The sequence below is a fragment of the Chryseobacterium sp. JUb7 genome (genome assembly GCF_024806495.1).
Taxonomy (GTDB): domain Bacteria; phylum Bacteroidota; class Bacteroidia; order Flavobacteriales; family Weeksellaceae; genus Chryseobacterium.
This window is the reverse complement of record NZ_JANUFF010000005.1, coordinates 309,594-333,146: the sequence shown is the minus strand read 5'-3', so window position 1 is coordinate 333,146 and position 23,553 is coordinate 309,594. Positions and strand designations below refer to the sequence as shown.

The window sequence follows — 23,553 nt, the reverse complement described above, 5'->3', positions numbered from 1 at the left end:
TGTGCTCCACGGCTTTCTCCGCCTGCGATATCGTATAAATAAAATATTCTTTTTACATTAAAAGGAAAGGATGAATTGTTTTCAACTACCGTAAGATTGCCTTCATCAAAATTGATTTTACCCAAATCAATCACACTACAATCGAATACTGAAAGATTATTTTTCATTCAAAAGCTTTTTAAATTCTTCAAAATCCCTGATATAATCCTGCTCATTATATGATTTGTCTGATACAATAAGCGCCAATGAATTGGTGGAGAAATTTTCAAGTCTTCGCCAATACATTTTTGGAATGTATAATCCGTAATAAGATCGGTTTAATGAAAATCTTTGTTCTTCAGATCCATCATGAATTACCACATCAAAGCTCCCTGAAAGAGCAATAATGAATTCCTGCTGTTCTTTAAATGCATGACTTCCTCTTACTTCTCCTCCCGGTACATCATAAATCCAGTAAGTTCTCTGTATCTCAAAAGGAAGCTGATTCGGATGTTCAAAAAAAGATAAATTACCTCTTTTGTCATAAATCTTGGGTAGCGAAATGAGTCTAGGTATCATGGAGTTTGCATTTTATAATCAAAATCAGGTCTTATGATTCCAGGATAGGTATGTAGCTTACTTCCTACTTTTACGTTTTCTACTTCAAATCCAACAAAATTGTCAATAGCAAACAACACTTCAGTCTGGTTTTTTCCAAAAATTAATTTAAAGTAATAATTTCCTGAATTTAATAATCCTTTAGGAATATCAAACTCTACAGTATAGACACCTGTTTTAGAATCTTGGTTTTCAGTGACAAGTTTTCCGACATGGAAAATTACAAGTTCTTCATAATTCCTTAATTCAAAAGTTGTATCTAAATTTATATTAGGCAGATTGTTTTGAAAAACTAATTTTACTTTTATTCCTGAGTCAATATCAATAATGCCTCCCTTAATCGGTAATACGGAAAATTCTTTAATTTTAATATTTTCGTTTCCTACACTTTCTTCAGGGTTTCCATTATCTAAATAATGAGTTAATGCAGAATTATTTTTTTGGTATTCAATAATAGTATCAAGCATATTGCCTTCATAGCCTAATGTTCCTTGATTTAAAAGAATGCCTTTATTGCAGAGCTCTTTTACAGCAGTCATATTGTGACTTACGAAAAGAATCGTTCTTCCTTCGCCTTTTGCCACATCATTCATTTTACCGAGACATTTCTTCTGAAAATCAGCATCACCCACGGCAAGTACTTCATCCACAATTAAAATCTCAGATTCTAAATGAGCAGCCACAGCAAAAGCCAAACGAACATACATACCTGAAGAATATCTTTTTACAGGAGTGTCAATATATCTTTCAACACCTGAAAAAGCTACAATCTCATCAAATTTTCGTGAAATTTCCTTTCGGGTCATTCCCAGGATTGCTCCATTAAGATATACATTCTCACGTCCTGTCATTTCAGGGTGAAAACCTGTTCCTACCTCTAAAAGTGAGGCGATTCGACCGTTAGTATATATTTGACCAGTTGTTGGTTTGGTTACCTTGCTTAAAAGTTTTAGCAAGGTGGATTTTCCGGCTCCGTTTCTGCCAATAATTCCGACAGCATCACCTTGTTCAATTTCAAAATTGATATCACGAAGAGACCAAACATATTCAGAGCTTCCTTTTGTGGTTCTGTCATTTGTTTCTCCGATTTTTAAATAAGGATCTTCTTTTCCTCTTATGGTATGCCAGAATCTGTTAAGATCATGGGAAAGGGTTCCTGTACCTACTTGTCCTAAGCGGTATTGTTTTGATATGTTTTCTGCTTTTAAAGCCAGCATTTTTTTAATTTTTGATTAATAGATTATACAGTATCCATAAATGTTTTTTCAACTTTGTTGAAAACCACAACTCCTATTGCCAAAAGAATAAGAATAATAACAGTACTGATTCCCAACATTAATGGAGAAAAATCTCCAACCCCTATCCATGCATATTTAAAGCACTCAAAAATACCAGTCAAAGGATTATAGTAAGACAGTTTTTTGAAAAACCCGGGAAGTGAAGATACCGGAAATATAACAGGGGTAGCATACATATATAAACTGACTCCAAAACCAAGTAGCATGCTCAAATCTTTATATTTGGTTGTGAGAGCAGAAAAAATCATTCCAACTCCTAATGCAAATAATGCCATCAGAAGTATTAAAAAAGGAGTGGCCAAAATCCAGATATTAGGATGTGCTTCACCTTTATAGAAGTAATAAGCCCAGCCCAGTATAAACAAAATGAGCTGTACTCCGAAACGCATTAAATTGGATAATACAATGGAGAGCGGTGTAACCAGTCTCGGAAAATAAACCTTCCCAAAAATATTAGCATTTCCTGCAAAAGTATAAGATGTTCCTAATAAGGAAGAAGAAAAATAATTCCAGAGAGTAACACCTGCTAGATAAAACAGCAATGGGGGAGCTCCATCTGTAGGTAGTTTAGCAATTTTACTGAAAACTACTAAGTAAACAATAGTTGTTAAAATGGGATTAATAAAAAACCAGATAGGACCTAAAATCGTTTGTTTAAAACTGGATACAAAATCTCTTTTAACAAACATGTAAACAAGATCCTTGTATTTCCAGACCTCTTTTAATTTTAAATCAAATAAAGAATGGTTGGCTCCAATCGTTTCAGTCCACTTTTGTTGTGGTTCATTCATCTGTGTAAAAATTTTAGTGCAAATTTATAATAATTAATTCTTACCTTATTTTTCTATCTGTGAAATATCATTCACATAAAACAGGAAAATAACAACTAATATATTAATATTTGTTATTATAAACAAAAACTATTGACTTATAAAGCCAATAGTTTATAAATATTTAAAGTGGATTGCTATTTATTAACAAGTTTTTTAAGGTATTCGCCATACCCGCTTTTTCCATATTTGGCAGCTGTTTCCAGTAATTTCTCTTCATTGATGAATTTATTTCTGAAAGCAATTTCTTCAATACAGCCAATTTTGAAACCTTGTCTTTTTTCAATAACACTTACAAACTCAGAAGCGTCATTCAGAGAGTCGAAAGTTCCGGTATCCAGCCAGGCAGTACCTCGGTCTAATACTCCTACTTCAAGCTTTCCGTTTTGAAGATAAACATTGTTGACGTCTGTGATTTCAAGCTCTCCTCTATGAGATGGTTTGATGTTTTTGGCAATTTCCACCACATTATTATCATAGAAATATAATCCGGGAACAGCGTAATTCGATTTTGGTTTTGCCGGTTTTTCTTCAATAGAAACGGCTTTGAAGTCATCATCGAATTCTACCACTCCGTATCTTTCAGGATCTGAAACGTGATAGGCAAAAACAACACCTCCATCCGGATTTGTTTTATTTTTCAATAAAGTTCCCATTTCTGAGCCATAGAAAATATTATCACCTAAAACCAATGCGGCAGCATCGTCGCCAATGAATTGATCACCCAGAATGAATGCCTGAGCTAATCCGTCCGGGCTTGGCTGTACTACATATTCTATATTACATCCGATCTGTGAACCGTCACCTAAAAGTTTAATAAAACCGGCCTGGTCATGAGGAGTTGTGATAATCAGAATGTCTTTGATACCTGCCAAAAGCAATGTAGAAAGAGGGTAGTAGATCATCGGCTTGTCATAAACGGGCATTAGCTGCTTGCTCACGGCAATGGTAAGAGGGTAAAGTCTGGTTCCGGAGCCTCCGGCTAAAATGATACCTTTCATCTTTAAATTTGTGTTTTAGTTATATTGGTTTTCGTAATATTTCTGGTAGTCACCGCTCGTTACGTTTTCCAGCCATTCTTTATTTTCAAGATACCAGTCTATGGTTTTCCCCAGACCTTCTTCGAAAGTTACAGATGGTTTCCATCCCAGTTCAGAATTTAATTTTGTTGCATCGATGGCGTAACGTTTATCGTGACCGGGTCTGTCTTTTACAAAAGTGATTAATTTTTCTGAATGTCCTTCAGGTCTTCCTAATTTCTCATCCATCTGTTTGATGAGTTCTTTTACCAAATCGATATTCTGCCACTCGTTGAAACCTCCGATATTGTATGTTTCTCCGGTTTTGGCTTCATTAAAAATTTGGTGGATACCTTTGGCATGATCAATTACGAATAACCAGTCTCTTGTGTATTTTCCGTCACCATAGATAGGTAAAGGTCTCTCGTTGATGATGTTTGATATGCAAAGAGGAATCAGTTTCTCAGGGAAATGATTAGGTCCGTAATTGTTTGAACAGTTTGAAATAATAAAAGGCATTCCATAGGTGTTTCCGTAGGCTCTTACCAGGTGGTCGGAAGCTGCTTTGGAAGCTGAATATGGAGATTGTGGGTCATAAGAAGTCGTTTCTAAAAAGAATCCAGTCTCACCTAAACTTCCATATACTTCATCTGTTGAAACATGGTAGAAAAGGTTTGTTCTTTTCTCATCCGGAAATCTTCCGTGGGTGTGATCTGGATTTAATGTCCAGAATTCCTTACAAAGATTTAATAGATTGGCAGTTCCGTTTACATTGGTGTTGATAAATGCCATCGGATCTGTGATACTTCGGTCAACATGGCTTTCAGCAGCAAGGTGAACAACAGCGTCAGGATTATATTTTTCGAATACTTTTCTTAATTCTTCAGGTTTTGTAATGTCTGCTTTTTCGAAAACATAATTGGGCTCATTTTCAATGTCCTTTAAGTTTTCAAGATTTCCGGCATACGTCAGAGCATCAAGGTTGATGATCTTGGAGTCCGGATTGTTTTTTACAAATTCTCTTACCACATGCGAGCCAATAAATCCTGCTCCTCCAGTAATGATTATATTTTTCATGTTTTTATATTATTGGCCATTGGCGTGTTGCTTCTTGGCTTTTAAGGTTACATTTTAATAACTATAATTTGGGACTACTTTATGTTGGCTACTTTCCAATCGTTTTACGTCCGATACTTTTATAAAAGAATCCGTTTTGTTCAGGAACTTCCAGCGGATACATATTTCTTCCGTCAAAAATCACTTTATGGTTCATCTTTTGAGCCATCAGTTCAAAGTTTGGATTTTTAAATTCAGGCCATTCTGTTGCAATAAATAAGGCATCTGCATTTTCCAATGCTTCATACATGCTTTTTGCATATTGAATCTTGTCTCCTAGTATTTTTTGAACGTTATTTTCTGCCACGGCATCATAAGCAACAATTTTCGCGCCTTTTTCTAAAAGTAAAGCAATATTGTCTAGTGAAGAGGCTTCACGGATGTCGTCTGTATTGGCTTTAAAGGCCAGTCCCCACATGGCGATGGTCTTGCCCTGAACGCTTCCTCCGAAATGTTTTTCAATTTCTGAAACAAGAATTACTTTTTGGGCAATATTTACATTTTCTGTAGCTTCCAGAATCTGAAAATTAAAATCTTCCTGCTTACCGGATTTTATCAATGCCTTCACATCTTTCGGAAAACAGCTTCCTCCATATCCTATTCCCGGGAATAAAAAACGGTGTCCTATTCTGTCATCACTTCCCATTCCGAGTCTTACTTTATCTACATCAGCACCTACTTTTTCGCAATAGTTGGCAATTTCATTCATAAACGTGATTTTTACGGCTAAGAATGAGTTGGCGGCATATTTTGTAAGTTCGGAAGATTTCTCATCCATGAAAATAATAGGGATTCCTGTATTGGTAAATGGCTGATAAATTTTAGCCATGATATCTTTTGCTTTGTCAGAACTTGATCCTACAACTACTCTCGCAGGATTCATAGAGTCTTCTACAGCAAAGCCTTCTCTAAGGAATTCAGGGTTGGAAACTACATCAAAAGGAATACTTGTTTTTGAGGAAATGACTTCACTTACCCGATCAGCTGTGCCTACCGGAACGGTACTTTTATTAACGATGACTTTATATTCGGTCATCATTTCACCGATGTCGTTGGCTACTTTAAGAACGTAAGAAAGATCTGCAGAGCCATCTTCTCCCGGAGGAGTTGGTAATGCAAGATAAATGACCTCGCTTTTATCTAAGGCTTCTTTTAGATTAGTTGTGAAAAATAATCTTTCGGCCTGGATATTTCTTAGAAACATTTCTTCAAGGTTCGGCTCATAAATGGGAACGACGCCGTTTTTCATACCTTCTACTTTTTTCTCATCAATATCTACACAGTATACTGAATTGCCAAGTTCTGCTAGGGTAGTACCTGTTACCAATCCTACATAACCTGTTCCTACAATCGTTATATTCAAAATGTATGTTTTTAAAAATTCTAGACAAAAATAATAAAAATACCTTCACTACAACCTTTAATTTAATGTAAATCAATTTTAACTTATTCGATTGATAATAAGGAGATTTTGGTTTTTTAAGAAAAATTTGTATATTTGCAATGGATTTACGGAAAAAATGGGAAGGCCTTCGGAAGAAAGCCTTTTTTCGTACAGGTAAATCAAGATTACATTTTTTATGGAGTTTAGAAAAAGAATTGAAGAATTATTAAATGAATTCCTTGACACCAGAAAAGATTTATTTCTCATTGATTTAAAGTTTTCTGCAGGGGATGATATCACTGTTATTTTAGACGGTGACAATGGCGTTTCTTTGCAGGATTGTTTGGATGCAAGCCGTGCAATAGAATTCAATATGGATCGCGAAGAGCATGATTTCAGCCTTCAGGTAATGTCTGCCGGGCTTAGTGAGCCTCTTGCGACTCCGAGACAGTTTGCTAAAAATTTAGGAAGAGAAATTGAAGTTTTATTGAATGACTCTACTAAAACAGAAGGAGAACTTGCAAAAGTTGATGAAGAAAAAATTACATTAATTCTGCGTTACCGTAAACCAAAAGATATTGGGAAAGGAAAAGTAGATGTGGAGGAGGAAAAAGAAATTCCGTACTCTGAGATTAAAAAAGCGTTAGTAACAATTAAATTTTAAAAAGAAAAAAGAATAAATGGACAATATAGCGTTGATTGAATCCTTTGGTGATTTTAAAGACGAAAAGGGGATCAGTAAGATTGATCTTATGGCGATTATTGAAGATTCACTGAAGACACTTTTGAGAAAAAGATATGATTCAGATGATCATTTTGATGTGATTGTTAACCCTGATAAAGGAGATTTTCAGATATTTTTAAATAAAACAATTGTAGAAGACGAGATGTCTGAAGATGATGATTTAGAAATTGAGATCTCTGAAGCTAAAAAAATCGATCCTACTTTCGAAGTTGGAGAAGACTTTACGATGGAAATTCCTGTAGCTCAGTTGGGAAGAAGAAATATCCTTACTTTGAAACAGATTCTTGCTACCAAACTGCAGGAGCATAACAACGCCATGTTGTATGAGCAGTTTAGAGATAAAATCGGGGAAATTGTTGTCGGAGAAATTCACCACATCCGTCACAAGCACGTTATTTTGCTTGATGATGAAGGAAACGAATTTATTTTGCCAAAAGAAAATCAGATAGGATCGGATTTCTTTAAAAAGGGTGAAAATATCAGAGCTATTGTTGAAACAGTAGATTTCAAAGGTTCAAAACCTCAGATTATTATTTCCAGAACTGCACCTAAATTCCTAGAGAAATTATTAGAGCTGGAAATTCCTGAAATTCAGGATGGGACTATTATTTTGAAAAAAGTAGTAAGAATTCCTGGTGAGAAGGCGAAAATAGCAGTAGATGCTTATGATGACAGAATTGATCCTGTAGGTGCCTGTGTAGGGGTGAAGGGGTCTAGAATTCATGGCGTTGTAAGAGAGTTGAGAAATGAAAACATCGATGTTATTCAGTGGTCTAAAAACCCTGAGATTTTGGTGAAGAGAGCTTTAGGAAATGTTACCATCAATAAAATTGACATCAATGAGGATCAGTCGTATGCATTGGTATACACGCCTATTGAAGAGATTTCTAAAGTAATCGGAAAACAAGGCCAAAACATCAGACTTGCTTCTTGGTTGACAGGTTATGAAATTGATGTGCATAGAGAAGCCAGCGAAGATGACGACGTTGAATTAAGAGAATTTAATGACGATATCGAGCAGTGGATTTTGGATGAATTTAAGAAAGTAGGTCTTACTACTGCGAAATCAGTATTAGATAAAGAAACGGAAAGTCTTCTGAATATGGTAGATCTTGAAGAAGAAACTATCGAAGAAGTGAAACGTATTCTAAAAGAAGAATTTGAAGATTAAGATTTTTAAATAAATTTTAATAAACAGTAAAAAAGAAATACTTTAATTTTATAGAATTAAAAAACAGTAAATAGTATAGATGCCAAAAATTAGATTAAATAAAGCGGTTAAGGAATTCAATATTTCGATGTCCAGATTAGTAGAATTTTTACAAGCTAAGGGTATCGAGGTTGAAAGCAATCCTAACGCTCAATTAGAAGAAGCGGCATATTCTGCATTGGAAGCTGAGTTTGCCAAAGACGGTGAGCAGCGTAAAGCTTCCCATGAGGTGGTTATCACTAAAGTTCCGGAAGAAAAACTGGAAATCGAAGAGAAAAAGACCCCTGAAGTAATAAGAGCTAAAGCTAATAAACCGGAAACTAAAATTTTAGGTAAAATAGATCTTGAATCTAAAAAGCCTGAAGTTGAAGAAACTCCTGCTGAAAAACCTGCTCCAGTAGTGGAGGAGAAGAAAGAAGAGGCTGCACCTGCTCCTGAGGTAAAAGCAGCTCCTGAAAAGCAGGAATTTAAAGTTCTGGATAAAATAGATTTGTCTCAAATAGAATCTAGAAATAGACCAGTGAAAAAAGACAAACCTAAAGAAGAGGAGAAAAAAGTTGAGGAAAAACCAGTTGTAGAACCTGTGAAAGAAACTCCAAAACCAGTTGTTGAGGCTGCTAAGCCTGCTGAGGTAAAACCTGTTGAAACGAAGAAAACAGAAGAAGAACCTCAAGAACCACAAAAAATTGAAACAGTTTATCAAAAGCTTGACGGTCCTAAAATCGTTGGTGAAAAGATCGACTTAACTCAATTTGCACCAAAACCAAGTTCTGGGGCTAAAAAGAAAAGAAAAAGAATTGAGAAGCCTGGTGGAAACAACCAGCAAGGTGGTGGAAACAACCAACAGGGCGGAAACAATAATAACCAAGGTGGAGGACAAGGAAACCGTCCTTATAACAATAACCAAGGTGGGCAAAACCGTCCTCAGGGACAAGGTGGACCGCAAGGAAACCGTCCTCCGGGGCAAGGTGGTCAAAACCGTCCGCAAGGACAGGGAGGCCCGGGTGGAAACCGTTTTGGAAATAACCAAGGAAACCGTCCGCCAGGTCAGGGTGGTCAGGGAAATCGTCCGCCAGGTCAGGGTGGGAACCGTTTTGGTAACAACAGACCGGGGCAAAGAACGATGCCTGTTGAATTAACTGACGAACAAGTTAAGAATCAGATCAAGGAAACTCTTGAGAAATTAACAAATAAAGGTGGTAAATCTAAATCTGCTAAACACAGAAAAGATAAGAGAAACTACCGAAGAGAACAGGACGAACGTCAGCAGGAAATTGATGCGGCAGACAGAACATTAAAGGTAACCGAATTCATTACTGTAGGTGAATTGGCAAGTTTAATGAATGTTTCTCCGACAGAAGTAATTTCTGCTTGTTTCTCACTAGGGGTAATGGTTACCATGAACCAAAGATTGGAAGCTGATACTTTATTGTTAGTAGCTGATGAATTTGGTTATAAAATTGAATTCTCAGATGCAGATCTTGAAGAAAACGATGCAGAAGACGAAATCGATACTGAAGAAAGCTTATTGCCAAGGGCTCCTGTAGTTACTGTAATGGGACACGTTGACCACGGTAAAACTTCATTATTGGATTATGTTAGAAAGACTAACGTAATTGCAGGGGAATCAGGTGGAATTACGCAGCATATCGGTGCTTATAATGTGAAGCTTGAAAATGGTCAGAGAATTACATTCTTGGATACTCCGGGTCACGAAGCCTTTACCGCGATGAGAGCGAGAGGTGCACAGATCACCGATATTGCAATTATTGTAATTGCTGCAGATGATGATGTGATGCCTCAAACGAAAGAAGCAATTGCGCATGCTCAGGCTGCACAGGTGCCAATGATTATTGCAATCAATAAGGTGGATAAACCAAATGCGAACCCTGATAATATCCGTCAGCAACTTTCTGGCTTAAACCCTCCGGTTTTAGTTGAAGAATGGGGTGGAAATGTTCAAGCGCAGGAGATTTCAGCTAAATTCGGTAATAACGTAGATGTATTGTTGGAAAAAGTTTTATTACAGGCTGAAATGCTTGAGTTGAAAGCTAATCCTGAACGTGCAGCAAACGGAGTTGTTATTGAAGCATCTCTAGATAAAGGTAGAGGTTATGTAGCAACAATGTTGGTGCAAACGGGAACTTTAAGAGTTGGAGATTACGTTGTAGCAGGTAAAAATCACGGTAAAGTAAAAGCTTTATTGGATGAAAGAGGGAAAAATCTTGAAGAAGCAGGTCCTTCGATTCCGGCAACAATTTTAGGATTGGACGGAGCTCCTACAGCAGGGGATAAATTCCGTGTGTATGCTGATGAAAGTGAAGGTAAGGCTATTGCTAATAAGAGAGAGCAGTTACAGAGAGAATTGTCAATCAGAACTAAGAAACATACGACACTTGAAGAATTAGGTAGACGTATTGCTTTAGGTGAATTCAAAGAATTGAATATTATCCTTAAAGGTGACGTGGATGGTTCTGTGGAAGCTCTTTCTGATCAGTTGCAAAGACTTTCGACAGAAGAAATCAGTGTGAAAATTCTTCACTCAGGTGTAGGACAGATTACAGAATCTGATATCAACCTTGCTGCTGCATCTGACGCAATTATCATCGGATTCAACGTAAGAGCCGGAGCAAATGCTAAAGATCTTGCAGATCGTGAAGAAATTGAAATCAGAACATATTCAGTGATCTATAAGGCGATCGATGAAGTGAAAGAAGCAATGGAGGGAATGCTTTCTCCGGAAATTCAGGAGCAGGTAATTGGTAATGTTGAAATCCGTGAGGTATTCAAGATTTCTAAAGTAGGAACAATCGCAGGTTGTATGGTTCTTACCGGAAAAGTAACAAGACAGTCAAAAGTAAGATTACTGAGAGACGGTATTGTTAAGTTTGATGGAGAATTAGAGAGTTTAAAACGTTTCAAAGACGATGTAAGAGAAGTAACAAAAGGTTACGAATGCGGATTGAATTTGAAAGGTTATAATGATATTGAAGTGGGTGATATTCTTGAGGTTTACGAAGAAGTAGCTGTAAAGAAAAAATTAAAATAACTCCACTTTTTGATTAAAATAAAAACCACTTTTTTTAAAGTGGTTTTTTTATTTCATAAAAATAATTTAATTTATAATGATTCTAAATAATAATTTTGTTTTTAGTGAAAATGTGTTAAATCTTTTTTTTGTTGTAAAAAAATTACATTTTAATAAATAATAAGTAGGTATTGTTGTTATATTTCATTTAATTTAAGTAATTTTTAAGTTAAATTCCAAATAATTATGATCATAATGTAGTAGAAAAACTTGCAAGTGTTAATATTTATTAACATATTTGCCCATTAAAATATATTAAAATTTGTTAATATGAATGTTAAATTACGTGTATTAACAGCTGGTGTCTTGTTTTTTGCAGGCCAAGCTGTATTTGCTCAAACAGACACTACTAAAAACACTCGACAAATTGAGGAGGTTGTAGTTTTGGGATATAGCAAAAAAAGTACAAAAGCTAAATCTACTGCTGCTTCGGTAACTGTTGATTCTAAAGCTCTTGAAAACCGTCCAAACGTTTCTTTTATTAATTCCCTACAGGGTAATGCGCCGGGGATTAGTATTAACTCTACATCAGGTTCTCCTGGTTCTGGTAAGATCAATGTTATGGTACGTGGTCTGTCATCTATCAATGCATCTACAGATCCATTGTATGTTATTGATGGATTGATTACTTCTGCATCTCAGTTTAGAAACCTAAACCCAGAAGATATTGATAACATCAGTATCCTGAAGGATGCGCAAGCTACGGCTATCTATGGTAACAGAGGAGCTAATGGTGTTGTGGTAATCAATACTAAAAATGCAAGATATAATAGTGGCTTAAAAGTTACCTATGATATGCTTACATCTTTTTCTGTTTTGCCTAAGACTAAATACAATATGTTAAGCGGAAGACAGTTGCTAGACTTGGAAGATCAGTATGGAGTTGGATTTGGATATACAGATGCACAAAAAGATGCAATACCAGAAACAGATTGGAATAAGCAATTCTTCCAGACTGCAATGTTGCAACAGCATACATTAGGTATTTCGTCAGGAGGAAAAAATATTAATAACTATACTTCATTAGGATATTTAAATACGGATGGTACTTTTAAGTCTACAGATTTCCAGAGATTTACTTTAAGAAATAACTTAAGTGGTAAGTCTGATGATGGAAGATTGACTTTCGGTATGCAGTTAGCAGTAGGATATTCTAAACGTCACCAGCTAGATCAGGAAACAAATGATGGTATTTCTGCAAACATTATCCAAAACCCTCTTTTTGGTTCTTTGAGAACGCCTGGTTACTTGGAGCCTTATCCGTTTGTTAATGGACAAGATATGTTCAACCAAATTGGTGGTGCTGGGACTAACTATCCTGGATGGGTACTTGCAGATATCGTAAGAGGTGGTATTGTTAATTTATTTACAGAAACTTCTATTCTTGCGAATGCAAACGTAAATTATAAATTGACAGATTGGTTATCAGTTGGAAACAGATCTGGTATGGACTTCAGAGAAAGTGACCGTACTTTTGCTCGTAACCCTACAGGTTATTTATCTCTTGCAGCAAGAGCAGCAGGAGCTCAGTACGGAGGTTTTGAGCAAATGACCAATACAAAAGATTTAACATTCAACTCTGTAACAAATATTACATTTGATAAGAAATTTGGTGATCACTCTTTAACAGTTGCTGGTTATTTAGATTATTTGAAAGCTCACTATTTATATAAGCTTAATCAACAAAACGGACTAGATCCATTTAACTGGTCGTTAGGAGCAGGAACTGGATATATTCCATTTAACCCTGCAACACCGTCATTATATGTGCCAACAGTACAAGCAGGTAAGATTAATGCGGGTACTTTAGCAGTAATCGGAACATTGGAATATGATTATGCTGGTAAGTATGGTGTGAGTGGAACGGTAAGAAGAGATGGATCATACAGATTCCCGAAAGAAAACAGATGGGAAACATTTTGGTCAGTTGGAGCTCGTTGGAATATTGAGAAAGAAAGTTTCTTAGAAGGTTCAACAGTTGTAAATATGTTGAAACTTAGAGGGTCTTATGGTACTACAGGTAACCAGAACTTAATTCAACCAACTAACAATGGTAACCCATTATTCCCTGGATCTAATATTTATACCGATTTAATTGCAAGTAACACAGGGTATATGAACTCTGTTGGTTATAATGCAGTAGTTGGTAACCCAAATGTACAATGGGAGAAAGTTAGTCAAGGTAACATTGGATTAGACTTTGGTTTATTCAAGAATGTGGTAGAAGGTACTATTGATGTTTACAAAAAGAAAACTGAAAGACTATTTAATAATATTACATTATCTGCTGTTACAGGACAATATACAATTAATGGTAATAACGGTGAGTTAGAGAATAAAGGTATCGAAGCTTCATTGAGATTTAATGTGTTGAAAAATAAAGACTATAGCTTATCTATTTTTGCTAATGGTGCTTATAACAAAAACACGATCTTATCGTTTGAGGGAGCTGACCTTTCTGATGATAACGTAAACGCAGAAGGAGGTCCAATCGGACAATGGAATCTTTATCAGTACGTAGGAGTTAACCCAGCTACAGGTGAACAACAGTTTATCGGTAAAGACGGACAGATTACAGAATCTCCTTCTCCAGATGATAAAGTGTTAACAGGTAAATCTTATGTTCCTAAATTTACAGGAGGATTTGGTCTAAATGCTAATTACAAAGGTTGGTTTGCTGATGTATTATTCAGTTACCAAGCAGGAGGTTGGATGTATGACAACGTATATTCTTGGTTAATGGATCCTAGTTCATTAGGTACGGGAGCAAACTTTGCCGGTGACATTTTAAACTCTTGGACTCCAGATAATACAAATACAAATATACCATCTATAACTGCTAATAATTCAGGATTAGAGGGTTCTTCAGACAGATATCTTTTCAAAACTGATTTTATCCGTCTTAAAAATGTGACTTTCGGATATAACTTCAGCAAAGACTTATTAAAAGGTCTTCCTATTACAGGGGTTAAAGTATTCGTTCAGGCGGAAAACTTAGCAACATTCACAAAATGGAAAGGTTACGATCCAGAGCCGATGTTTGCTTACTCATTAGGTGTTTATCCAAATCCTAAAACGATTTCAGTAGGACTTAATGTACAATTTTAATAATAAGTTGAAATGAAAAAATTAATTTTAAATATATCTATAATTGGTTCTGTTTTAGTCTCTTTAGGAGCGTTACAGAGCTGTAGTGATGCACTAGACACAAACTTGCAACCAGGAACAGTTGAGGATGATGGAACTCCGTTTACGACTACTGATGCCCTTTATAATTATATGATGGGTAACGTATACGGAACATTAGAGCCTGGACCTGCTATCTATAGTTCTGCTGTACTTGCAGATGAAGTAAAGCCTGGAGCTTCTAGCGGAGGTCAGGAATTTTCATTACACCGTTATTTTCTAACTTCTCAAGAACCGCTTGTTGCTACAGTTTGGCAAAATAATTATGCAGTTATTAACCACGTAAATCGTTTGATTAGAGGTGCTGAAGGAATAACTCCTGTAAATGCTGCAGACCAAACTAGATTAACTCAAATCTTAGCTCAGGCAAGAGCTATGAGAGCTTTTGCATATCTTCAATTGGAAACTTATTTTTCAACTGATATGAAAGACCCGAATGCTCTAGGGGTTATACTAGTGAAGGATGTTCCAGATCTTCATGCTAAACTTCCCAGAGTTAAAAATTCTGATATTTATGCATTCATTGAAGAAGATTTAACGTTTGCGAGAAATACATTTAATGGTATTGCTGATCCTACACAGTATTTTATTGGTAGAAGTGCGGTTAATGCGATATCTGCTAGATATTTCTTGTATAAAGGGGATTATGCACAAGCTAAAACTTATGCACAAGCTGTTATTACAGCTTCTACGGCTGTAGCGGCAAATAGTTTTGCATTAGCTGCTGCAACTCCTATCACAACTAGTGCTGCACCAACAATTGATAACTCTGCATGGAGAACTCTTTTCTATGCGGTTGGATCTTCTTTCAATCCTTACAGACAGATGTGGGTTGATCAAAACAGAGGTGAATCAATTTTCTCGTTAGGACGTATTGCTTTAACAGGAAATGGTGTTGCGATTGGAACATATTGGAATACAAATAGTTCTTCTCTTTCTGGATCGCCAATGTGGTTCTGGGGCCGTAACTTATATAATTTATTTGTAAGTGGACATTCTAATGGAGATATTAGATGGTTGGTAAACAGAGACCCTACTACTGCTGCAAATGCAAACTATGCAACTTTATATCCAAATAACTTAGGTCAGACAAGGTCATCAGACCGTCTTGTTGTAGATAAGTATCCAGGTAAAACAGGTACTAACACCAGAAATGATGTGAAATTATTTAGACTTTCTGAAATGTATTTCATTTTAGCTGAATGTGCTATTAATGATGGTCAATTATCTACTGCAGCAGGTTACATCAAGAATGTAAGAGATGCAAGAAACTTTACGGGCCCTGTTGCTGCTCCTACTTATGCAAGTGCACAAGCTGCTTGGGCTGATGTATTGCAAGAAAGACGAGTGGAATTAGCTCTTGAAGGTCACCGTTATATTGATCTTAAGCGTCTTGCTGTTAAAGCAGGTGTAACTATGGATAGAAATAATACAGATGATATTGTATTAACTTCTAACTTGGCGAATGGTGATTACAGATATACATTCCCAATCCCATTGTCTGAAATTTCGGCTAACCCGAATGCTCAGCAAAATACAGGTTATTAATCAAACAATAATCATATAATATTAAACCCTGCTTCAAGCAGGGTTTTTTATTTGCCATTATTTCTTATTTTTGCTTTACAAAATTTGATATTGAAATCCTAGATTTAGGGTGACGTGTGACTTTTTGAAATAATATAAATGAACACATGAAGTATATACTTGCGATAATAGTTTTCTTTGGTTTTATGACTCAGGCACAAGTCGTTAATAAAACGGACTCTAATAAACTTCCTAATAAAGAAGAAGACACCTTAGTCATCGATTCCGGGAAAAAAGATTCTATGAAAATATTTAAACCTACGATTAATGATTATCAGTATCAGACCCAATTTTCAGAGAAAAAAGTTTTTGATACGGTGATGACTTTTGATAAGACCTATATTTTCTCTCAGTATAATAATAGAGATAACTTCGGAAAAGCTCAGTTTGCGAATGTGGGAGCCGGATTTAATCCGCTGTCCTATGAGGTGAATGCTGAAGAAAATTTATCATTGCTACCTACGAACAAATCCTACGGAATTTTAGGAATTAATGATGTTAAATATTACGATGTAAAGACGCCAACCGCTACATTTGTTTATCATAATTCAATGAAAAACGGTGCCGCTTTAAAGTCAACCTACACTCAGAATATCGGAAAAAGGTTCAATTTTGCACTGGAATATATGGGGCTTCGTTCGCAGGGACTTTACAGAAACTCTTTAGCTGCCAATAACAATACGTTGTTTTCCGGACATTATACTTCCAAAAGTGGGAGTTATGAATTGTTTGCCCATTATCTGCATCAGAATGTAAACAATCAGGAAAATGGTGGAATTGTCGCAGACAGCCTTTTCATGAACGGAGACAGCGATTTCAGAAACCGAACCAATGCTCAGGTTAGCCTGGCTGGTACAAGTTCTCAGTTTTCCTACAGAAGATATTATTTAACGCATCAGTTTGCGCCTTTTAATTCCGAAAAAATTCCCTTTAAAATAAGACATACGATTTCAAATCAGGGAAATAAATACTTTTATCACCAGGATGCTTTGGAAACACTTTGGTATGACGACGAGTCGCAGCTTGTTTCAGGATTTCCGCTATCAACAAAAAAATACTCCAACAATTTCAGCAATACGGTAAGTCTGGTTTGGGATAATGAAAAATTTAAATTGGATGCCGGTGTACGCTATCAGATGATAAAATTCGGAACAACAGAAATTATTTCGCCCAATTTTGAAATTCCTAGTGAAATGAAAGAAAACAGAATTGGAGCTGTAGGAAATTTACAGGTTAAATTATTTGATAAAATTCAGCTCAATTCATTCTTAGAATTCTCAAACGGAAGCCAGTTTGGAAGTTATGTGAAAACAACAAATAATATTAAGTTTGAGCCAATCAAAGATTATTTTGTGAACGCTAAGGTTAATTTTCAAAGCGCATATCCTTCATTTAATTATCTTGCCAATACTTCTGTTTATAATAACTTTAACTATTATTTGCAGGATGCCAAAAATCAGGCGATCACGGAAATTGGCGGAAGTATCAATTTAAAATGGTTCAAGACAGAAATTTTTGCCAATTATTTCAGAATAGACAACTACACTTATTTTGATATGGAGGCCATGCCGGCTCAGAGTGAAAGTTCTTTAAATATTTCTCAAATCGGAGGCGATGCCACTTTCAGCTACAGAAATTTTCACCTGAATACAAGATTACAGTTCCAGAATGCACTGACGAATAAAGACCTTTTACCTATGCCGGGCTTTATAGGAAGAGCCAACTTTTTCTATCAGTCGAAGGCCTTTAAAAATGCGGCTGAAATTCAGGCGGGTATAAAAGTGTATTATTTCTCAAAATTTGCTTCCAGAGAATATCTTCCGGTTCTTAATGAATATATTTTACCCGGAACAAATTCTTTCTCCATCGGAGGGCAACCTATTGCTGACGTATATATTAATATGAAGGTTAAAAAAATGTTCTTTTTTATCGAAGGACAGCAGATTGGGACTGTTCTGTCTCACAATAAAGCATATGCATTTCCACATTATCCGGTTTATGATTTTAGATTAAACATCGGAATTGTGTGGTATTTGTTCAACTAAAACTTAATTAAAGTTGAAAACAATTAATAAAATATCATTTAACGATATACAAAGCATTCCTCAGCTTGTAAAAGATTTTTTAAATCAGAAAATTGAGGGTTTTGGAGAAAATATTTTTTCTTTCGATAATTTTAAGAATCAGATTCATCTCAAACAAAACTCTTTTACAAAAGAACAGAGAGCGGTTTTGTCTGAGGTCTTTAAAAGTCAGTTATCCAATCTTTCTCTTTCTTCAAAGCAAAAGGAAAATATTGAAAATCTAAGACAGCCTGAGACTTTCACGATTACTACAGGACATCAGCTGAACTTATTTTCGGGACCGGTTTTCTTTGTTTATAAAATCTTACAGACGATTAAAACATGTACCGACTTGAAAGAAAGCTTTCCTGATTTTAATTTTGTCCCTGTCTATTGGATGGCTTCGGAAGATCATGATTTTGCCGAAATCAACCATTTTAAAACAGAAAACAATTATTACGAAAGCAATGAGAAATCTGGCGGACCTGTCGGAAGAATAAAAATAAGCGATACTTATTTCATTTCTGAATTTGAAAAAGAATTTAAGGATTCTATTTTCGGAACGGAGTTGATTTTGATGTTAAAAGAAGCTTACAAGGTTGGAAATACTCTTACAGAAGCCATCAAAACACTGGTGAACCGTCTTTTCTCGGAATTTGGACTGTTAATTCTTGATGGGGATTCTAAAGAACTTAAAAATCAAATCAAAGATATTTTTAAAGACGAACTTCTTCATTTCAGCTTACATGAAAATGCTAAAGAAAAAGTAAACTTCTTAACGGAAAAATATGGCAAGGTCCAGGTGAATCCACGTGAGATCAATCTTTTTTATTTATCTGAAACAAGAGACCGAATTGATTTTGACGGAACTAACTACAATATTGTAGATACAAATATTCGATTCACAAAGGATGAAATTGTAAATGAACTGGAGAATTTTCCGGAAAAATTCAGCCCAAATGCCTTAATGCGCCCGGTGTATCAGGAAACAGTCTTGCCCAATCTGGCTTATATAGGAGGGAATGCAGAGATCATGTATTGGCTTGAACTCAAGGATTATTTTTCTACAATCAATATTCCTTTTCCGATCCTGATTCCAAGAAACTCAATGTTATTTTTAAAAGAAAAAACTTTGGGTAAAATTGAAAAACTCAACCTGCATGTTGATGATTTCTTTCAGAATTTTACAACAATCACCAATAATAAAGTTTTAGATAATAATGAAATTCTAAGATTGCTTGAGGAGAAAGAAAATCTTTTAACAAAACAGTTTTCTGAATTGAAAATAATTGCTGAAACTACTGAGCAATCTTTTGGAAATATGGTGAAAGCGGAAGAAGTAAGACAGCTGAAATCTTTTAAAAGACTAAAAAAACGCCTTCTTCACGCAGAAAAAATAAAACAAAGTGAATTATTAGAAAGACTGGAAAATCTGTTTTTAGATGTACATCCTTCTAAAATCTGGCAGGAAAGGGTTTATAATTTTAGCGTATTCTTTGCAGATTATGGGTATTCATGGCTTGAAACTTGTTTAGAAGAAATGGAAATAAGAGAGTCCAAACTAATAATTGTTGCCATTTAATTTTAAAGAAGTATTTTTGTAAATATAATTATCGACTATGATAAAGAGGTTTTTTATTCTATCCAGTTTATGTATGGTTTTGGGCGTGTCTGCTCAGAAATCGCACACCGTTATAAAAGGAGATACTCCCTACAATATTGCAAAAAAATACGGACTGACTGTAGATGAATTGTATAAGTTAAATCCAAAGGTAAAGGATGGTAAGCTTGCGCTTGGAGATATTTTGACCGTTAAAAATGAGAAAGGTGCTGTTGCTGCAGCTCCTAAAACTGCTGTTACTTCAAAACCGGCGAATAATTCTCAGGTGGGTAAAATTGTCTTACAGCCCAAGCAAACAGTCTATGGAATTACAAAACAATATCGTATTTCTGAAACTGATTTGAGAAAATTGAATCCTGAATTGGATTCACATATGAAAATTGGTGATGAAATTACATTACCTCTTGAAAGTATAAAAAAATATGGAGGAGACCAGCAACAGGTTGTTGCTGTAGCTGCAAAACCCGTAGAAACATCTGTTGAGACACCGACAGCAACTGTTACTGCAGCGGAAGGAGATTATGTAGTACAGGCAAAAGATAATTATTACAGAATTTCAAAACAGTTTAATGTTACCAAAGAAGAGCTTTTCGCCTTAAATCCTGGATTGGAAGATAAAGGGCTGAAACCGGGAGAATCTATCAAAGTGAAAAGGTCAGGTGGAGGAGCATCTACTGCAACTGTAATTTCTACAGAGAGCAATTCAAAAACAAAAGTAGATTCAGGGAACGAAAAATCGTCTTCAAATACCAGTACGGCTGTAGGTGATGATTATGTGACCTATACTGTTCAGCAAGGGGATACTGTTTTTTCTATCGTGAATAAGTTCGGAATTTCTATTGACGAATTAATCGCTTTAAATCCTGATTTATCTCACGGATTGAAATCCGGGATGGTTTTAAAAATTAAAAAACTTGATCCTGCTTATGTTAAGAAAAACGGTGATGCTTTGAGCGTTGTTTTAATGTTACCTTTCGGTTACAGTACCAATGAAACTCAGTACAGAGCAATGGCCACAGATTTCTTAACAGGCGCAAAACTGGCTATTGAAAGAAATGCAAGAAACGGACAGAAATTAGACATAAAAATAGTGGATTCCGGAAATGAAGCGTCATTCAGAAATTCATTAACTCAAATAAATCCCGATAATACAGATTTGATTATCGGACCGTTCTTTAAGTCAAATGTTGTTGACGTATTGGATTTTACTAAAAATCAGAAAATTCCAATTGTTGCTCCATTCGCAAACTCTCCGGAGTTGTACACTTACAGCAATCTGATTATTGTAGAAACAAATGATCAGACTTATGCTGATAAAATTATTGAAGAAGTAAAGTCTGCTTACTCTGATCAAAAAGTTTATATCGTAGCTGATGCTAAAAAAGATAATGCAAATTATATCAAAGCAGGTCTCGAAAAAGCTTTAAAAAGTCCTAACGTAATTATTGTAAATTCTCCGGCAGATATTCAGCTGGATCAGAATATGATGACAGGACAGTCTGCACCGGTTATTGCTATTCTGGCTAATGACAATGATGCGGCTGGAGATGCTTTTGCCAATAAAGTGATTGCTTTATCTAAAGAAGTTCAGGGAGTAAAAGCTTTCAGTATGTACTATTCGCCAGTTTTCGAGAAGAAAGTGGACGATCTTAGTCAGGCAAATCTGGTCTATCTGATGGATAGAAAGATCAATGCGGAAGGTAATTTTGAAAAAGAGATCCTGGCAGCTTATAAAAGTAAGTACTGCAAGACTCCTCCAAAATATGCTATTGTAGGTTTTGATGTAGTAAACGATATGCTGACAAGAGAAAACAAAAAAGGAGAGATCTTTAAACAAATGAATAAAGTGCAGACTCAGTTGGCTACCAAATTTGAGTTTGTAAAATCTAAAGCAAACGGAGCTTATGTAAATACGGGTCACCGTGTGATCAGATTAGTACCTTAAGGTTCTAGGTTGATCGTTATTAACATTATCTTTATATTTGCAAAATATTTAAATCAATACATGAAAGCACTTGTATTTCCTGGGCAGGGTTCTCAGTTCGTAGGAATGGGAAAAGAATTGTACGATTCTAGAAAAGACATTAAGGACTTGATGGAATCTGCCAACGAAATTTTGGGGTTTGATATCCTTTCTATTATGTTTAATGGAGCGGATGAAGATCTTAAAAAAACAGAGGTTACCCAACCTTCAATTTTTATACATTCAGTAGCTGCGCTTAAAGCAGTAAACGGTCTTGGAGCCGAAATGGTTGCCGGGCATTCTTTAGGAGAATTTTCAGCATTAGTGGCTAACGGTGTTTTATCTTTCGATGACGGACTGAAGTTGGTCTCTGAGAGAGCTAAAGCAATGCAGGATGCCTGTAATGTTAATCCGAGCTCTATGGCTGCAATTTTAGGATTGGAAGATGCTAAAGTTGAAGAAATCTGCGCTCAGATTGATGGAGTTGTAGTTCCCGCAAATTACAACTGTCCCGGACAATTGGTGATTTCCGGAGAAACTGCTGCTGTTGAAGAAGCATGTGTAAAATTGAAAGAGGCAGGGGCGAAAAGAGCTTTGTTATTGCCTGTAAACGGAGCATTCCATTCTCCATTGATGCAGCCTGCACAAGAGAGACTGGCGGCGGCGATAGAGAAAACAAAATTCAGAAACGCTACAATTCCTGTATATCAGAATATTACTACTACAGCGATTACAAATCCAGAAGAAATTAAACAAAATCTTATTGCACAACTTACAGGTCCTGTAAAATGGACACAGTCTGTTCAGAATATGATTAAAGACGGGGCTAACAACTTCATTGAAGTAGGACCTGGAAAAACACTTCAGGGATTAATCAAAAAAATTGATTCTTCTGTAGATGTTGCCTCTGCAATCTAAAAATTAAAAATATGAGCGAGATATTTTCACCGGGAAAGCTAATGCTTACGTCAGAATATTTCGCAATGGACGGAGCTCTTGTCTTAGCGGTACCTACCAGGCTGGGACAAGAGTTTTCGTTTCAGGAAAGGGATGATCAGAGATCTTTGATTTTCTGGGAAGCCTATCATCAGAACAAAATATGGCTAAAAGCAGTCATAGATTACAAAAACTGGCAGGTTTTAGAAACTAATATTCCATCAAGTGCTGAATTTATTTTAAAGACTTTAAAAAATGTTCAGGCACTTTCTGCAATTCAATTCAAAAGTGATGTTACTTATCATTTAACAACAAATCTTCAATTTCCATCGGACTACGGGCTTGGAAGTAGCTCTACTCTAATGAACAATTTAGCAGAGTGGGCACAGATCGATCCTTTTTATTTAAATAAGATAAGCCTGGGGGGGAGTGGCTATGATATTGCCGTCGCAAAAGAGAAATCTGCTGTCCTTTTTCAGAGCGTTCCAGAGATTAAATATGAAAAGGTCAATTTTGACCCTTCTTTTAAAAATGAGCTTATTTTTATTCATCTAAATCAAAAGCAGGACAGTCGCGAAGGAATAAGTTTTTACAAGTCAAAAACGAAGTCTCAAAAGTTGGTTGATGAATTTTCGGATCTTACAAGAAATATTTTACTATGTAACGAATTGGAAAAATTTTCTGACTTAATGTTAATTCATGAGCAAAAAATCTCCAATTTCCTTGAAATTCCCACAGTTAAAGAGAAGTTTTTCTCCGATAGCCCGGTTTTTGTTAAAAGTTTGGGGGCTTGGGGTGGAGATTTTGTCATGAGCTCAAAATTTGATGGCTTTAAGGACTATTTTTGGGGAAAAGGTTTTTACACTATTTTTGAATACAATGAAATAATTCATTGATTTTCAGTTTTTTA

The 23,553-nt window shown here is 35.7% G+C and carries 17 protein-coding genes; 10 read left to right on the top strand and 7 right to left on the bottom strand.

All coding sequences use genetic code 11. From position 1 onward, the window contains the following. The 7 genes from M2373_RS12320 to M2373_RS12290 form a co-directional block, all read right to left on the bottom strand. Positions 1-167, bottom strand: a 167-nt coding sequence (locus tag M2373_RS12320; protein WP_259111103.1) for an FdtA/QdtA family cupin domain-containing protein, incomplete at its 3' end; no start/stop codon positions are given. Next, positions 157-558 (bottom strand): FdtA/QdtA family cupin domain-containing protein, encoded by a 402-nt coding sequence (locus M2373_RS12315; protein ID WP_259111078.1) that lies wholly within the window; start codon positions 556-558, stop codon positions 157-159. The genes M2373_RS12320 and M2373_RS12315, both read right to left, overlap by 11 nt. Beyond that, complete coding sequence (locus M2373_RS12310) at positions 555-1,814, bottom strand: ABC transporter ATP-binding protein (protein WP_259111076.1); 1,260 nt, start codon at positions 1,812-1,814, stop codon at positions 555-557. The genes M2373_RS12315 and M2373_RS12310 overlap by 4 nt, the downstream gene beginning before the upstream one ends. A 23-nt stretch (positions 1,815-1,837) precedes the next feature. Next, positions 1,838-2,686: an ABC transporter permease gene (locus tag M2373_RS12305; protein WP_259111073.1), complete on the bottom strand. Its 849-nt coding sequence runs from the start codon at positions 2,684-2,686 to the stop codon at positions 1,838-1,840. A gap of 176 nt (positions 2,687-2,862) precedes the next feature. Beyond that, complete coding sequence (gene rfbA, locus M2373_RS12300; protein ID WP_259111071.1) at positions 2,863-3,726, bottom strand: glucose-1-phosphate thymidylyltransferase RfbA; 864 nt, start codon at positions 3,724-3,726, stop codon at positions 2,863-2,865. 15 nt (positions 3,727-3,741) lie between these two features. Then, positions 3,742-4,821 (bottom strand): dTDP-glucose 4,6-dehydratase, encoded by a 1,080-nt coding sequence (gene rfbB / locus M2373_RS12295; RefSeq protein ID WP_259111069.1) that lies wholly within the window; start codon positions 4,819-4,821, stop codon positions 3,742-3,744. An 88-nt stretch (positions 4,822-4,909) separates the two neighbouring features. Next, positions 4,910-6,223, bottom strand: a complete 1,314-nt coding sequence (locus tag M2373_RS12290) for a UDP-glucose/GDP-mannose dehydrogenase family protein (protein ID WP_259111066.1) — start codon at positions 6,221-6,223, stop codon at positions 4,910-4,912. 217 nt (positions 6,224-6,440) lie between these two features. On the opposite strand from M2373_RS12290, the gene rimP reads away from it, so the two are divergent. The 10 genes from rimP to M2373_RS12240 all read left to right on the top strand — a co-directional run bounded on the left by rimP (position 6,441) and on the right by M2373_RS12240 (position 23,539). Beyond that, positions 6,441-6,908, top strand: coding sequence for a ribosome assembly cofactor RimP (gene rimP, locus M2373_RS12285; protein WP_259111064.1), 468 nt, complete (start codon positions 6,441-6,443; stop codon positions 6,906-6,908). Between the two features lie 16 nt (positions 6,909-6,924). Next, positions 6,925-8,160: a transcription termination factor NusA gene (nusA, locus tag M2373_RS12280; protein WP_259111062.1), complete on the top strand. Its 1,236-nt coding sequence runs from the start codon at positions 6,925-6,927 to the stop codon at positions 8,158-8,160. Between the two features lie 79 nt (positions 8,161-8,239). Further along, positions 8,240-11,248 carry a translation initiation factor IF-2 gene (infB, locus tag M2373_RS12275; protein ID WP_259111060.1) on the top strand — a complete coding sequence of 1,003 codons (3,009 nt, stop codon included), beginning with the start codon at positions 8,240-8,242 and terminating at the stop codon, positions 11,246-11,248. Between the two features lie 309 nt (positions 11,249-11,557). Continuing rightward, positions 11,558-14,395 (top strand): SusC/RagA family TonB-linked outer membrane protein, encoded by a 2,838-nt coding sequence (locus tag M2373_RS12270; protein WP_259111058.1) that lies wholly within the window; start codon positions 11,558-11,560, stop codon positions 14,393-14,395. A gap of 369 nt (positions 14,396-14,764) precedes the next feature. Beyond that, positions 14,765-16,021: a RagB/SusD family nutrient uptake outer membrane protein gene (locus tag M2373_RS12265; RefSeq protein ID WP_409013203.1), complete on the top strand. Its 1,257-nt coding sequence runs from the start codon at positions 14,765-14,767 to the stop codon at positions 16,019-16,021. A gap of 146 nt (positions 16,022-16,167) precedes the next feature. After that, positions 16,168-18,105 (top strand): putative porin, encoded by a 1,938-nt coding sequence (locus M2373_RS12260; protein WP_259111056.1) that lies wholly within the window; start codon positions 16,168-16,170, stop codon positions 18,103-18,105. Between the two features lie 13 nt (positions 18,106-18,118). Further along, entirely contained in the window at positions 18,119-19,705 is a 1,587-nt protein-coding gene (gene bshC, locus M2373_RS12255; RefSeq protein ID WP_259111054.1) for a bacillithiol biosynthesis cysteine-adding enzyme BshC, read from the top strand. A gap of 37 nt (positions 19,706-19,742) precedes the next feature. Continuing rightward, complete coding sequence (locus M2373_RS12250) at positions 19,743-21,689, top strand: LysM peptidoglycan-binding domain-containing protein (protein ID WP_259111052.1); 1,947 nt, start codon at positions 19,743-19,745, stop codon at positions 21,687-21,689. Between the two features lie 60 nt (positions 21,690-21,749). Continuing rightward, positions 21,750-22,625, top strand: a complete 876-nt coding sequence (gene fabD, locus M2373_RS12245) for an ACP S-malonyltransferase (RefSeq protein WP_259111050.1) — start codon at positions 21,750-21,752, stop codon at positions 22,623-22,625. Between the two features lie 11 nt (positions 22,626-22,636). Then, a complete protein-coding gene (locus M2373_RS12240) occupies positions 22,637-23,539 on the top strand; it encodes a GYDIA family GHMP kinase (RefSeq protein ID WP_259111048.1) in 903 nt (300 codons plus the stop codon). The last annotated feature ends 14 nt before the right edge of the window (positions 23,540-23,553 follow it).